At 66.2% G+C, this 14,083-nt stretch carries 10 protein-coding genes; 5 read left to right on the top strand and 5 right to left on the bottom strand.

Annotated features, from left to right (window positions below):
* From ACYQ1H_RS12165 to ACYQ1H_RS12150, 4 genes are all read left to right on the top strand, one after another.
* On the top strand, positions 1–837 hold an 837-nt coding region (locus ACYQ1H_RS12165; protein WP_460028310.1), incomplete at its 5' end, for an SIR2 family protein.
* Positions 838–865: 28 nt separating this feature from the next.
* Complete coding sequence (locus ACYQ1H_RS12160; RefSeq protein WP_460028309.1) at positions 866–2,002, top strand: AAA family ATPase; 1,137 nt, start codon at positions 866–868, stop codon at positions 2,000–2,002.
* Positions 1,999–2,679, top strand: coding sequence for a DUF4276 family protein (locus tag ACYQ1H_RS12155; RefSeq protein WP_460028308.1), 681 nt, complete (start codon positions 1,999–2,001; stop codon positions 2,677–2,679). Before ACYQ1H_RS12160 ends, ACYQ1H_RS12155 begins: the two co-directional genes overlap by 4 nt.
* The gene (locus ACYQ1H_RS12150; RefSeq protein ID WP_460028307.1) at positions 2,676–5,852 is read left to right on the top strand and encodes a type I restriction endonuclease subunit R; all 3,177 of its coding nucleotides are present in this window, start codon (positions 2,676–2,678) and stop codon (positions 5,850–5,852) included. Before ACYQ1H_RS12155 ends, ACYQ1H_RS12150 begins: the two co-directional genes overlap by 4 nt.
* Positions 5,853–5,969: 117 nt before the next feature.
* Here ACYQ1H_RS12150 and ACYQ1H_RS12145 read toward each other — a convergent pair whose 3' ends face one another.
* The 3 genes from ACYQ1H_RS12145 to ACYQ1H_RS12135 are packed head-to-tail and all read right to left on the bottom strand — an operon-like array spanning position 5,970 to position 10,454.
* On the bottom strand, positions 5,970–7,664 hold the full coding sequence (locus ACYQ1H_RS12145) for an ABC transporter permease (RefSeq protein ID WP_460028306.1): 1,695 nt from the start codon (positions 7,662–7,664) through the stop codon (positions 5,970–5,972).
* Positions 7,661–9,352 (bottom strand): ABC transporter substrate-binding protein, encoded by a 1,692-nt coding sequence (locus ACYQ1H_RS12140; protein WP_460028305.1) that lies wholly within the window; start codon positions 9,350–9,352, stop codon positions 7,661–7,663. The genes ACYQ1H_RS12145 and ACYQ1H_RS12140 overlap by 4 nt, the downstream gene beginning before the upstream one ends.
* 22 nt (positions 9,353–9,374) lie before the next feature.
* Positions 9,375–10,454 carry an ABC transporter ATP-binding protein gene (locus ACYQ1H_RS12135; RefSeq protein WP_460028304.1) on the bottom strand — a complete coding sequence of 360 codons (1,080 nt, stop codon included), beginning with the start codon at positions 10,452–10,454 and terminating at the stop codon, positions 9,375–9,377.
* A 303-nt stretch (positions 10,455–10,757) separates the two neighbouring features.
* On the opposite strand from ACYQ1H_RS12135, the gene ACYQ1H_RS12130 reads away from it, so the two are divergent.
* The gene (locus ACYQ1H_RS12130; RefSeq protein WP_460028303.1) at positions 10,758–11,138 is read left to right on the top strand and encodes a hypothetical protein; all 381 of its coding nucleotides are present in this window, start codon (positions 10,758–10,760) and stop codon (positions 11,136–11,138) included.
* Between the two features lie 84 nt (positions 11,139–11,222).
* Here ACYQ1H_RS12130 and ACYQ1H_RS12125 read toward each other — a convergent pair whose 3' ends face one another.
* Both ACYQ1H_RS12125 and gloB read right to left on the bottom strand, forming a co-directional pair.
* Entirely contained in the window at positions 11,223–13,151 is a 1,929-nt protein-coding gene (locus ACYQ1H_RS12125) for an OmpA family protein (protein WP_460028302.1), read from the bottom strand.
* Between the two features lie 155 nt (positions 13,152–13,306).
* Entirely contained in the window at positions 13,307–14,068 is a 762-nt protein-coding gene (gloB, locus tag ACYQ1H_RS12120; RefSeq protein ID WP_460028301.1) for a hydroxyacylglutathione hydrolase, read from the bottom strand.
* Between the last annotated feature and the right edge of the window lie 15 nt (positions 14,069–14,083).

Raw genomic sequence — 14,083 nt, 5'->3', positions numbered from 1 at the left:
CTAGGAAGAATTGCCCCTTTCGTCGGTGCAGGTCTTTCAAAATCTTGTGGTTACCCCATGTGGGGTGAGGCATTGCGCAAGATCGCACAGAAGCTCGATGGTTTGGACGTGCAGGACATCGAGCCTTTGATGGCGCAATACGATTACTTGCAGGCGGCGCAGGTGCTGCATGAAGCAGCTGCAGATCAGGTAAAGCACTTTATCAAGACCGAGTTTCGCCAACGTGCGGGCGCCATTGCAGGTCCTGTTTTGTTGTTGCCTGAATTGGCTCACGGCTGCATCGTCACTACAAACTTTGACTCGGTGATCGAGGACCTGTTCCAGCAACACAGTCAGGCACTGGATGGTTATATGTACGGCATGCAGCCGGGCAATGCCTTTGTACAGCGCCTGCTGCGCGGCGAGCGCTGCATTCTGAAGTTGCATGGTGATGCGCGGCAGGAAAACACTTACGTTTTTACTCAGGCGCAATATCAGGCCGCGTATGGTGAGCCGCTTTCATTCCAAAACCAGCTACCCCGGGCGCTGCGGCAGATCTTCATCAGCCATTCCTTGCTGTTCTTGGGTTGCAGTCTGGAGCAGGATAAGACGCTCGATCTCTTCATGTCTGTAGTAGATGAAGCTGCTTTTGAAATACCGGACCACTTTGCACTTTTGAGCAAACCATCGACGCTTCAAGAGAAGGCACAAAAGGAAGCACGATTGCTTAAGCTGAAGATTCGTCCCCTCTGGTATGACACACCCGCAGGCGACGATGGCAAGCCGGATCACAGCCTGCTGGAAAAACTCCTCAAGCTAGCCATCGCAGTGGCACGTCGCCAGGTGATTTTCGAATGATTGAATTTTCTTTTCTGGAGTCCAAAGGATGACGCAAATTCAGAAACTCACAGTCAAAGGCTACAAATCCATCGCCAAGCTGGAAAACTTTGCGCTGCGTCCGCTGAATGTCCTGATTGGTGCCAACGGTGCAGGAAAGAGCAATTTCATCGGGCTGTTTCGCTTCCTGGCTTCGGTGGTGGGTGACAACTTTCCCCTTGATGTGCAGAAATGGGGCGGACCGGAAGCGCTACTGCACTACGGCAGTAAAGTGACACCGCAGATGGAGCTGGAGATTCAGTTCTCGCCCAATGTGGGCGTCACGGGTTCATTTGAAAACGGCTATCGCGTGACTTTGGAAGCCACGCAAGACAACCGCCTGATCTTCTCGCGTGAGGAACCCACCGTTCGTGGGGCTGGTTATAGCTTTCCCAAGGTTTACTTGCTGGGCGCAGGGCACGACACTGCGCGCATCCGAACCGACAAAAACAGCCAGAGCGCCACGGTGAGCCGCTACGTTTTGGATAAGCTGCAGATTTGGAGGCAATACCATTTCCACGACACAGGCGACACAGCGACCGTCAAGCGTATCCATGCCGTCAATGACAACCTGCGCCTCAAACCTGACGCAGCAAATTTGGCCGCTTATCTGCGCAAGCTCAAGACCACACCTTCATTCGAGTCGAGTTATGACCGTATTGTTGAAACGATACGCCGTGCGGCACCATTTTTTGGCGATTTCGTGTTCCGTGATGAAGCCAGCGAATTCATTGAACTGGAGTGGACAGAACGTGGGCGACCTGACACGCCTTGGAAAGCGCATGTGCTTTCCGACGGCACGCTGCGCTTTATTTGTCTGACCACGCTGTTGCTGCAACCGCAAGCTTTGCTGCCTGACACCATTTTGATTGATGAGCCTGAGCTGGGACTGCATCCCTTTGCCATCAGCCTGCTGGCCGAGATGCTGAAAGAGGCTGCCGAGTCGAAACAGGTGATCGTTTCCACACAGTCGGTGGAGTTGCTGAACAACTTTCACCCGGAAGACGTGGTGGTGGTTCAGCGCGAGGGTGACGCATCGGTGTTCAAACGTTTGGATGCCGAGGAGTTGGCTGATTGGTTGACTGAGGATTACAGCCTGGGTGAATTGTGGAAACGCAATGTGCTGGGTGGGAGACCAACCCGATGAGCCGCGTTGTGGTGGTCTGCGAGGGCGAGACCGAAGAAGAATTTGTCCGCGATGTGTTGGCCCCCGGCTTTTATGGCGTGGGCCTGTACCTTGAACCGCAAATGGTGGAAACCTCACCGGGACATCGAGGTGGCGCGTTGAACTATGACCGGGTGAAACCGCATTTGCGCAACACCCTGCGCCAGAAAAGCGCGCCTGTTGTAACAACGCTATTTGATCTCTACAAACTCGACAAGCGATTTCCTGGCTTTGAGCAATCGAGATCCCTGCATGACCTCGGTCAGAGACTCGACGTGCTCCGGCGCGAGCTGCATGCAGATATTGTGGCTGCTGCAGGTTGCCAGCCGGGCCGGTTCATCCCCTATATCCAGCCGTATGAGTTTGAGGCGCTGCTGTTCAGCGATGTGCCGACATTGACGCGTGTCGAGCCGGGCTGGCAGGCGGCAAGCGATGCACTAGCGGCGGCGCGTGCTGCTGCCGAGTCACCCGAGCACATCAACGATCGACCAGAAACCAAACCTGCTGCGCATCTGGAGCGTGAATTGAGTAACCCCAGTTATCGCAAGCGCAGGCATGGCCCCATCGCTGCCCAGAAGATCGGTCTGGCCAAGATCGAAGCCGAGTGTGCGTTCTTTGCCGCGTGGCTGGCACAAATCAGGGAGTTGGCACAGCCATGATGAACGAACAACAACTCGAAGACCTATGCATCAGCTGGTTTCAGGAAACCGGCTGGCAGTTTGTGCATGGGCCGGACATTGCACCCGACGGCACGAACCCTGAACGAGCCGATTACCGGCAGGTGATTCTGCGCGACCGGCTGCTGGCGGCCCTGGCCCGCATCAACCCGCACATTCCTGCCGTTGCGCTGGAGCAGGCCGTACACGTGGTGCAAACCATCAGCGAGCCGCAGGCCGTGGTGCGCAACCGCAGTTTTCACCGGCTGCTGCTCTCGGGTGTGGCGGTGGAGTTCACTCCCTCACCCCCAACCCCTCTCCCAGAGGGCGAGGGGAGAAAGGTCACCGATCTGGTGCACCTGATCGATTTTGCCAGCCCGCAGCACAACGAATTCCTGGTCATCAACCAGTTCACGGTCGCCGGCACCAAGCAGCCTCGGCGACCTGATCTCGTGGTCTTCATCAACGGCCTGCCGCTGGCCGTGATCGAGCTGAAGAACCCGGCCAACGAACAGACCGACGTCTGGGATGCCTTCAACCAGTTGCAGACCTACAAGGACGAGATCAGCGGCCTGTTCAACAGCAATGCCGCCCTGGTGGTGAGCGACGGCTGGACGGCCCGTGTCGGCTCGCTCACGGCCAATGCCGAACGCATGCTGCCCTGGCGCACCCTCGCCAACGAAGACGACCGGCCGCGCCTGCAGATGGAACTGGAAACCGTGGTGCGCGGTTTTTTTGCGCCGGCGCTGTTCCTCGATTACATCCGTCATTTCGTGCTGTTCGAGCAGGATGGCGATGCGGTAATCAAGAAGATCGCCGGCTATCACCAGTTCCATGCGGTGCGCGAGGCGGTGCGCGCCACCGTGATCGCGTCTCAGGATACCGACAAGGGCTTGCTGGAGGTGCGCGACGAGCGGGCCACCTACGGCAAGGAGGTCGTGCCCGGCTCGCGCAAGGCGGGTGTGGTGTGGCATACCCAGGGCTCCGGCAAGAGCATCACCATGGCCTGCTACGCGGGCAAGCTGCTGCAACAGCCGGAGATGAAGAACCCCACGTTGGTGGTGGTGACGGACCGTAACGATCTGGATGGCCAGTTGTTTGCCACCTTCTGCGCCGCCAGTGACTTGCTCAAGACCACGCCCGTGCAGGCGGGCAGTCGTGACGAACTGCGCGAGATGCTGGCCTCGCGTCAGGCAGGCGGGATCATCTTCACCACGGTGCAGAAATTCGCACTGCTGGAGGAGGAGGACAAACACCCGCTGCTGTCTGGCCGTACCAACATCGTGGTGATTTCGGACGAGGCCCACCGCAGCCAATACGGCACCAAAGGACGGCTAGACACCAGGACGGGCACGTACGTGTTCGGCTATGCCAAGCACCTGCGCGATGCGCTCCCGAACGCCACCTTCATCGGTTTCACCGGGACGCCCATCGCCCTGGAGGACAAGGACACCCGCGCGGTATTCGGCGACTACGTCAGCATCTATGACATTCAGGATGCGGTGGACGATGGCGCGACGGTGCCCATTTTCTATGAGAGCCGTTTGGCCAGGCTGGATGTGAAGCAGGCCGAGATCGACGCGCTCAACGCGCAGGTGGAAGAAGTTGTCGAGGATGAAGAGGACATCGCCAGCCGCGAGAAGACCAAGAGCGAATGGGCTCAGCTTGCCAAGCTGGTAGGCGCCGAGCCGCGGCTGGCGCAGGTGGCGAAAGATCTGGTGGAGCACTTCGAAACCCGCAGCGCGACGCTGGAGGGCAAGGCGATGATCGTCTGCATGAGCCGCGACATCTGCGCCCAGCTCTACAACGCCATCATCACATTGCGGCCCGACTGGCACAGCGACGACCCTGAGCAAGGGGCCATCAAGATCGTGATGACCGGTTCAGCGGCCGACAAGCCGCTGCTGCAACCCCACCTGTACAGCAAGCAGGTGAAGAAGCGGCTGGAAAAGCGCTTCAAGGATGCCAAGGACCCGCTGCAGCTGGTGATCGTGCGCGACATGTGGCTGACGGGGTTTGACGCGCCGTGCTGCCACACCATGTACGTGGACAAGCCCATGAAGGGCCACAACCTGATGCAGGCCATCGCGCGCGTCAACCGGGTGTTCAAGAACAAGCCCGGCGGCCTGGTGGTGGATTACATCGGTATTGCCAATGAGCTGAAAGCCGCGCTCAAGGCCTACACCGAAGCCAAGGGCAAGGGCGACCCGACGCACAACGCGGCCGAAGCGCTGTCGGTGCTGCTGGAGAAGATGGACATCGTGCGCGGCATGATGCACGGCTGCAACTACAGCGGCTTCGAGACGCACGCCATGCAACTGCTGCTGCCCTGCGCCAACCATCTGCTGGGCCTGAAGGACGGCAAGCAGCGTTTCCTCGACACCATGGTGGCGGTGGCCAAGGCCTATTCGCTGTGCGGCACGCTGGATGAAGCCGCCGCGCTGCGCAAGGAGATCGCCTTCTTCTCGGCCATCAAGGCGGCCATCACCAAGTTCACCACGGTGGACAAGAAGCGCTCCACCGAAGAGAAGAACAGCGCGCTGAAGCAGATTCTGGACAACGCCATCGTTGCCGACGGCGTGGCCGACATCTTCGCGCTGGCGGGGCTGGACAAACCCAACATCGGTCTGCTGTCCGACGAGTTTCTGGAAGACGTGCGCCAGATGGACAGCCGCAATCTGGCCGTGGAATTGCTGGAAAAACTGCTGCGCGACGAGATCAAGGCACGGGCGCGCAACAACGTGGTACAGGAGAAGAAATACGGCGACCGTCTGCTGGAAACCCTGCGCAAGTACCACAACCGCGCCATCGAGACAGCGCAGGTCATCGAGGAGCTGATCCAGATGGCCAAGGAGTTTCAGGCCGTGCTGGAACGCGAGGCGGCACTGGGTTTGGGACAGGACGAGATCGCCTTCTATGACGCGCTGGCCAACAATGAAAGCGCGGTCCGCGAACTGGGTGATGAGATCCTGAAGAAGATCGCCATCGAGATCACGGAAAAGTTGCGTGCCAGCACCACGGTCGATTGGCAGGTACGCGAAAGCGTCCGGGCGAAATTGCGGATTCTGGTGCGGCGCTGCCTGCAGAAGTGGAAGTACCCGCCCGACCAGCAGGCCGATGCGGTCGAGCTGGTGCTCAAGCAGGCGGAATCGCTGTCGAATGAGTGGTCGACGTGATAGGCGCTGGAGGGTCTTAACGGTCGACGATCATCCCAATGGAGCGGCCGTTGCACGCCATACTGCTGCGATTTCGCTGCCACCGAAAGCCTCGCCATCCGGAACCAGCCGCGCGCCTCAGGCCCGGAACAGGGCGCCCAGCCGGCGACCCAGCGCCAGGCCGGCGGCGATCAGCGTGAGGGTCAGGAACAGCATCGACCAGACGCCCAGCGCCGCCGCCTGGGCGGGTCCGTCGCCGAGGGCCGAGGCCAGGGTATAGATGGCCTTGGTGATGGGAAAGGTAACGGTCTGCTGCGCCAGGATCATCGAGTCGCTGACTTCCAGCATGGCGAAGGCGAAGGCCAGCAATCCGCCGGCGAGCAGGTTCGGCGCCACCAGCGGCAGGGTGATGCGCCACAGCGCCCGCAGTGGCGCAGCGCCGAGATTCTGCGCCGCCTCCTCCAGCGCCGGGCTGACCTGTTGCAGCCCCGCCGCGGCGGAGCGCACCACATAGGGCAGCCGCCGCATGGCATAGGCGATCACCAGCAGCAGCACCGGATCCTCGCCCAGCATCAACCCGTGCAGCGGCTGCCCCTCGCGCGACAGGGCCAGGTAGCCGAAGGCCATGACGATGCCCGGCACCGCCAGGGGCAGCATGGCCAGGGTATCCAGCCAGTGCCGCCAGCGGGTGGTGCCGCGGACTACCGCCCAGGCCACGGCAACGCCCAGCACCGCGTCCAGCAGGGTCGCCAGCGAGGCGTACTTGAGGCTGTTGGCGATGGCGGTCAGCGTCAGCTCGTGTCCCAGCGCGCCGCGGTAGTGCGCGAGCGTGAGCGGCTGCGGCAGGACGGTCCGGTACCAGTCGCCGGCCAGCGACATCAGCACCACCCCGGCATGCGGCAGCAGGGCCAGGGCGATGACGCCGAGAAACCCGGCCGCGCACAGCCAGCCCCGGGCGCCCGCCAGCGCCACCGGCGTGCGCGCCGTTGTCGCCCGGCCCCCGCCGCCGGACCAGTCGCCGCGCAGGGCCAGCCGGCCGAGGGCGTAGAAGAGCGTGGTGAAGAACAGCAGCACCACCACCAGCGCGTAGGGAAAGGGGTTATCGTTGAGATCCTTGATGGCGCTGAAGATCTGCACCGAGGTCACGCGAGCGTAATCGAAGATCAACGGCACCCCCAGTTCGGTGAAGGCCCAGATGAAGGCAATGGCGGCGCCCGCGAACAGCCCCGGCAGGGTCAGCGGCAGGGTGATGCGCCAGAACCGCCGCCAGGGCGGGCAGCCGAGGTTGGCCGCGGCCTCCTCCAGGGCCGGATCGAGATTGGCGAGCGAGGCCGCGACATTCAGGTAGACGATGGGATAGAGGTGCAGGACGTTCATCAGCACGACACCGGCCAGGCGCCCCTCGCCCAGCCAGTCGATCGGCCGTTCGGCCGAGATCAGGCCCAGCCCGGTCAGCAGGCTGTTGAGCGCCCCCGCCTGCCCCAGCATCGCCTGCACGCCCAGGGCGCCGACGAAGGGCGGCAGGATCAGGGGCGTCAGCAGGAGGGAGTTGCACAGCGTGCGGCCGGGAAAGGTGTAGCGGACATAGGCCACGGCCAGCGGCAAGGCCAGCATCAGGCAGCCCAGGGTCGAGAGCACGGCGATCAGGAAGGAATTGACCAATCCCTCGCGATACAGCGGATGGCGGAAGACCTCACCGACGAAGGCCAGCGTATGGCCGCCCGCCGGATCGACAAAGGCCGCGCGCAGCGTGCCCCAGATCGGCAGCACGAAGAACAGGCCGAAGAACAGGGCCGCGGCCACCGACACCAGCCTTTCCAGCCGCGGACTCACCGGCCCCCCTCCCCGCCCTGGGCCAGCTGCCGGGCGCGCCGGTAGCGCTCGCGGAAGGCCAGTGTCAGCTCGCGCGCCAGGCGCACCTCGGCCACCTTGTCCTGGGCCCGCAGCACCGGGGCGATGCGGTCGCGCACGGCATCGTAGTCGAGCCCGTCGAGATCGTGGAAGGCGGCCAGCGCCGGAGCCGGGAGACCGCCCGCGATCAGCGCCCGCCAGGCGCTCCGCTGCTCGTCATGGGTGTCCACGCACATCACCCGGATCAGGAAGCGCAGGGCGCCGAACACCGGTCCGGTCCAGCCGGCGTGATAGACGAAATGCTCGGCCTGCCGATAGGGCTGCTCGTCGGGATCGCTGCGGTAGCGCCGGTTCTCCGCCGTGTAGAAATCCCGCCGCACCGGCAGGCGCCGCAAGGCCGAGGCCACCGGCCCCTCCGGCGTGCCGGGACGGAAGGCCCACAGCTTCTGTCCGCGTGGCGACAGCACGAAGCGCATGAAGGCCGTCGCCAGCCGGGGATCGGGCGCGCCACGCAACAGGGCGATGGGATCGACGCTGACCGAAGTGCCACCCAGCGGGGTGGCGAAACCGACCCGGCTGCTGCCGTCGGGCCGGCGCACGAATTCCTGCGTCGCCCGGCCATAGGCGTCGATGGCCATGCCCGCGGCGGCATCGCCACGGGCAATCTCCAGCGGAATCTTCGCGGCGGAATCGGTGAAGTAGCGGGCATTGGCGCTGATGCGCTGGATCAGCCGCAGCCCCGCCAGCCAGCCCTCGCGGATGCCGTCGGCCTCCGGCCGGCCGCGCGCGGCGGCGGCCGCAACGGCCTGCTGCATCCGCTGCTGGACGATCAGCTCGAACGCCTTGGCCACCGAGCCGCTCTTGGTGGGATCGGACAGCGCCACCTGGCCCGACAGCCCGGGCTGGCCGAGGTCGCTCCATTGCCCGGGTTCGCTGGCGATGCCCAGCCGCCGCAGCACGTCGCGGTTATAGACGATGCCGAAAGTCGCCAGCACCACCCCGCACCAGCGGTCGGCCGGATCGCGGAACGGCTCGCCGCCGGCTGCCGCCGGCAGGGCTTCCGGCCCGAACCAGTCGGGATAGGCGGTGCGGATGGCGGCGAGCCCGGTACCCGCGGCCGCGTCGCCGGCCACCAGGTAGCCCGCCTCGGCCAGCTGGTGGAAGTCGTAGGCGCCGCCACCGAACAGGAGATCGACGCCCACGCCGACCGGCGTGGCGAGGAAGGCCCGTCGCGCCGCCCTGGCCAGATCGTCCGGGCTCCCGGCCGGCTCGGGCGGCGGCGTCCCGGGATCGGCAAAGGCCGAGGCGACCGCCGCCGTCCAGGGCTGGTGCCGGGTGGTCTCCCAGAAATACTGGAAGGCGCCGGCGAATTCGGATTTCAGGAACAGGGCGATCTCGGTCGAGCCGCCCGGGATGCGCCAGTCCAGGTAGACCGTTTCGCCGGTGCGGGCCTTCCAGTCCTCGACAAAGGCACGGCCGATTTCGCGCCGCACCCGCTCGTTGTGCGGTGACAGGATCACCAGCCGGCGGTCGTAGCGCAGCGCCTCGCCAGCCTCGCGCGGCCGCAACAGGAAAGGACCGCCCAGGATCAGCAGCAGCGCGAGCAGCACCCCGGCCATGGCACGGCCGTGGCTGGCCCGGGTGGCAGCAGGTGGCGGCGACGTGGACATGCGGGCGGCGCGGATGAATCGTTCAGTCCGGCAACAGCACCAGATCGTCCACCGCCGCGCTGACGGCGACGTGCTCGCCGGGTACGCGCGACAGGTCGGTGGGGTTCTGCTCAATCACCGCGAGGCTGCTGTCGTCCGCCAGCCGCAGCCGGTATTGCGCGGTGGCGCCGAGATAGACGGCATCCGCCAGCACCCCTGCCAGCCTCTCGGTGGCCTCCGGCGCCGGCAGCCAGCGCAGAGCCTCGGGCCGCACCGACAGCCAGGCATTGTCGCCGCTGGCGGGCTGCCAGCCGTGCCCGCCGACCGTGGCCCGCAGCCGCCCGGCCGGGGTCTCGACCATGGCGACGCCCGTCCCCGCATCCCGTGCCAGCACCCGCGCCGGCAGCAGATTGGTCTCGCCGATGAACGCCGCCACCCGCCGGTCCAGCGGTCGCCGGTAGACCTCGCGCGGCGTCCCCACCTGTGCCAGCCGGCCGGCCACCATCACCGCCAGCCGGTCGGCCATCGACAGGGCTTCCGCCTGATCGTGGGTGACATAGACAGCCGTCAGGCCGAATTCCTTGCAGATGCGACGGATTTCGACACGCATCTCCAGCCGCAGCCGGGCATCGAGATTGGACAGGGGCTCGTCCAGCAACAGGCAGCGCGGCCGCACCACCAGCGCCCGCGCCAGCGCCACACGCTGCTGCTGGCCGCCGGACAGCTGCTGGATGCGCCGCTCGCCCAGCCCGCCAAGCTGCACCAGCGCCAGCGCCTCGTCGACGCGGGCAGCAATCTCCGCCCGGGACAGCCGCCGCTCCTCCAGCCCGAAGGCAACGTTCCCGGCGACGCTCAGATGCGGCCACAGCGCATAGCTCTGGAACATCATCGCCGTGCCGCGGCGGTGCGGCGGCAGCTGGGTCACGTCCTGGTCGCCGAACCAGATGGCACCGGCGTCGGGGACCAGGAAACCGGCCAGGTGTCGCAGCAGGGTGGTCTTGCCACAGCCGCTCGGCCCCAGCAGGAAGAACAGCTCGCCCGCCGCGATGCGCAGGTCGATGGCATCGAGCACCGTCTGCTCGCCGAAGCGTTTGCTGAGTTGTCGTATCGAAAGCGCGACCATGCGTGATGTCTGTGGGAAAAACCGGCTGGCGGGCAGACGGGCGCTGGCCCGCAGGCCCACATGAAACCACAAAACCCGCTGCGGTATGATGGCGCCCCCGCAACCCGCCCGCAGCGGACGGATGCGCTGTCGCCCGGCCGGACCGGCGGCGATACCCGAGCTGGCCAGAGGATCCGGCCAGGAGCGTCACCCTCGCGCGGACCCAGACCCCAGCCGACGCAAGATGCGCCATCGAGCCCCCGCCCGGACAGGGCCAAAGACCTGCCCCTATCCCCGTCCCCGGCCGGCCGGGGAAATGCCGTCATGCGAAGCCGCCTGCTGGGCGCCGGACTGGCCCTGCTGTCCGGCTGCACGACCATCGTCGCGCACACACCTTCGGGCGAAACCCTGGAGATGACGCCGGAAGCCTTCACGCGCTATGTGGAGCAGGTCTACCGCCAGCAGAGCCGGGTCACCGGCCAGCTGATCCGGGCGGTCGGCAATTTTTCCGAGGAGGATATCGACGAGGACCAGCCGCTCGCGGTGGCCGCGCGCCGGATGGCCAAGGCCTGCGAACCGTTCAGCGAACTGGTGGCGGAACGGGTCCTGGCCGAGCTGACCGGCGCGCCGATCGACCCGGCGCTGGTGGACGCGGTCCCGGCCTGCGAGGCAGCCGCCGGCCAGCTGGAAGCCGCGCTTCCCTGAGCGACACGGGGAGCGGGAAACCCGCCGGGCCCGCACCCCATGCCGCCGTAGCCAGGCCAGGTCGCCGACCGGCCTGACCCGCCATCAGAACAGATCCTGGACGCTGCCGGGGCTGGTCGTGCGGGGTGCCGGAGCCGACTTGGGTTTCGGCTTCGGCGCCGCCGCGTCGGTCTTCTTCGGCTCCGTGGTCGACGCCGGGGCACCGCCGGCGCTGGTGGCCGGCTTCTTCGTCTCGGCTGGCCTGGCCTTGCCGGCGGTGCCCTTGCCAGGCGTGCCCGGCGGGGGCGTCGCGCTGCTGCGGGCGGGTCGGGGAGCGGCCGGTCTGGCCCCGGACTCGTCGCCGCTGGCCGGCCTCGCGCCGCGGCCCGAACCGGTGGCGGCGGACTCTCCACCGGTATCGCGCGGACGCGACCGGGGTCTGGGCCGGTACTCGGGTGCTGCCTCGGCCGGCGCGGCAGCCGGCCGGCTTTCGCGGACCACCGGCGGGCTGACCGCCTCGGGCAGGGGCTCCAGGCTTTCCAGCGGCTCGAGGACTGGTGCCGGCGGGGGTTCGAGGATGGCCGCCGGATCCGGCAGGCCACAGACCGACTTGGTCAGGCAGGGTTCCAGCACGGCGAACTCGATCCGGCGGTTGCGGAACTGGCCATAGGGCGTGTCGTTCGCGGCGATCGGCCGCGTGCCGCCATAGCCCCTGGCGCGCACCATGGGCTCCGGCAGACCGGCCTGGATGAAGGCATTCTTCACCGCCACCGCGCGCTCCAGGGAGAGCTTCTGGCTCGCATGGACATTGCCCTGGTTGTCGGTATGGCCACCGATCTCGAACACCACCGGCTGGGCCATGATCCGCATCAGCTCGGCGGCCTTGTAGATCACTTCGCGGCTGCTGTCCGGGAGGGCCGCGCTGTCCTCGGCAAACAGGATCACCCACTGGTTGAGGATGGCGACGATATCCTGGCCCTGGTAAGCGGGCGGCAGCGCGGCCAGCGACTGGAGCGCACGGCTGCGCGATTCCTGGGCCAGCTCCTGGGTCTCGTCACCCAGGTAGCCGTAGCGGAAGCCGGGCCCCATCGCCGTGCGGATGCTGTTCAGCACGCTTTCCCGATCCGGGTCCGACAGCCAGCCGCCCAGCCGGGCGGTATTGCCCTCCAGGCGCAGAACCGTGCCCGGCACGTTCAGCTGCGGCAGTACCCGGTCCAGCTTGGCAAACCAGGGCGGCACGCCGACCAGGGGATTGATGTCCAGGTTGCCGCTCAGGCGGGCCTGGCCGAAGAAGGTCAGCAACTGGTTGCCGATCGCGGTCTTCATGCCGGCATCGCCGACTTCGCCGGCGTACTCGAAGCGACCGCCATCGTTGCGGATGGTCAGCCTGGCGATCGGCTTGCCGGGCTCGGGTTCGGGCATCGGGGCGGCCGGCGTCTCGATGGCGGCCGCGGGCGGCGGCGGTGGCGGTGCCAGCGGCGGGGTGCCGTCCCGGCTCCCGAGGATTTGCAGGCCGCTGTAGCCGGCCGTCAGCAGCAGGGCCAGCGTGCCGACGGTCCACCCCAGCCAGGCGTGCGAGGGCTTGGAGGTGACCGGCGTCCGGGGCTTGCCGGCCGGCGGCCTGGGCCTGGCCGCGTCGCTGCGCAGGAACGCCTGTACCGCCGACGGCATCTCGCGAGGCAGCTTGCCACCCGCCGCGAAGAGCCTTACCAGCCGGGGAATGACGAAGGCCATGGCGGTCCTGACGCGGGCATTGGCCATGCCCAACGTCTTGCCGGCCTCGGCGATGGCGGCGGCACCGACCACCTTTTCCAGCTGCCCGCCGTCCAGCAGCTTCAGGGCCGCATGGCTGTCGCACCAGTTGTCCGCCAGGTCGCCCAGCCCCGCCTGCCCGCAGCGGTCGAGCAGACCGCGCAGACCGCCGTTGCGCTCGTTGAAGACCAGCCGGAGCGCCTCGGCCACCAGGGCCGGCGCCCTGTCGCCCAGGCCAAAACTGTCAGCGGTCTCTTGCACGATTTCGGTCAACAAGGCCATCGAGGGCTCTCCTGAATCTGGGTTGGGTTGGCGGCGGGGCCAGCCGATCGACGGCCAATGATAGCGGACTGGGCCTCGTTTGGCTTACGCAAGCGCTTGAATGCCATGGTATCGACGACACGCCACCGGTCCGTCCGGCGAACCGGCGAGCAACGCTAAAAGTGGTCCTTGCGGCGGCGCAGTTCGCTGAAGACCGCCAGATCGCTCGCCCCTTCCAGCCCCAGGCTGGCGCGGATGGCCGGGCTTTCGGGACGCAGGAAGGGATTGGTGTCGCACTCCTCGGCGAGGCGCGAGGGCACCGTCGGACGACCCGCCTCGCGCAGCGCCCGGGTCCGCTGCTGGCGCTCGACCAGCCGCGGATTGCCGGGCTCCACCGTCAGCGCGAAGCGGCCGTTGTTCAGCGTGTACTCGTGGGCGCAGTACACCAGGGTGTCGCCCGGCAATTGCCGCAGGCGTTGCAGCGAGGCCCACAGCTGCCCGGCGCTGCCGCCCAGCAGCCGCCCGCAGCCCATGCCGAACAGGGTGTCGCCACAGAAGAGGCGGGATGTCGCTGGCAACCAGTAGGCGACATGCCCGGCCGTGTGCCCGGGTACCGCCAGCACCCGGGCCTCGCTGTCGCCCAGCCGCACGCAGTCGCCCTCGTCGACCGGCTGGTCGAGCCCCGGGATCGGCTCGCGCGCCGTAGCGTGGCCGACGATCCGGCAGCCGGTGACCGATTTCAGCGTCAGATTGCCGCCGACATGGTCGCCATGAAAATGTGTGTTGAGGATATGGGTCAGCACCCAGCCCCGTTCGGCCAGGGCGCGCAGCACGCCTTCGGCCTCCGGCGGGTCGACCGCCGCCGTCGTCCCGCTGGCGGGCTCGTGCAGCAGATAGACATAGTTGTCCGCCAGCGCGGGTATCTGAACGATTTCCATGGTCTTGCTCCCAGG

Source organism: Methyloparacoccus murrellii (assembly GCF_054657115.1).
This window is presented reverse-complemented; position numbering and strand designations above follow the sequence as displayed.

What these genes read in the sequence shown, in the direction of transcription:
- ACYQ1H_RS12135 (WP_460028304.1), bottom strand. Translation starts at nt 10,454, where the DNA reads ATGGTCGCGCTTTCGATACGACAACTCAGCAAACGCTTCGGCGAGCAG.
- ACYQ1H_RS12150 (WP_460028307.1), top strand. Translation starts at nt 2,676, where the DNA reads ATGATGAACGAACAACAACTCGAAGACCTATGCATCAGCTGGTTTCAG.
- ACYQ1H_RS12130 (WP_460028303.1), top strand. Translation starts at nt 10,758, where the DNA reads ATGCGAAGCCGCCTGCTGGGCGCCGGACTGGCCCTGCTGTCCGGCTGC.
- gloB (WP_460028301.1), bottom strand. Translation starts at nt 14,068, where the DNA reads ATGGAAATCGTTCAGATACCCGCGCTGGCGGACAACTATGTCTATCTG.
- ACYQ1H_RS12140 (WP_460028305.1), bottom strand. Translation starts at nt 9,352, where the DNA reads ATGTCCACGTCGCCGCCACCTGCTGCCACCCGGGCCAGCCACGGCCGT.
- ACYQ1H_RS12160 (WP_460028309.1), top strand. Translation starts at nt 866, where the DNA reads ATGACGCAAATTCAGAAACTCACAGTCAAAGGCTACAAATCCATCGCC.
- ACYQ1H_RS12125 (WP_460028302.1), bottom strand. Translation starts at nt 13,151, where the DNA reads ATGGCCTTGTTGACCGAAATCGTGCAAGAGACCGCTGACAGTTTTGGC.
- ACYQ1H_RS12155 (WP_460028308.1), top strand. Translation starts at nt 1,999, where the DNA reads ATGAGCCGCGTTGTGGTGGTCTGCGAGGGCGAGACCGAAGAAGAATTT.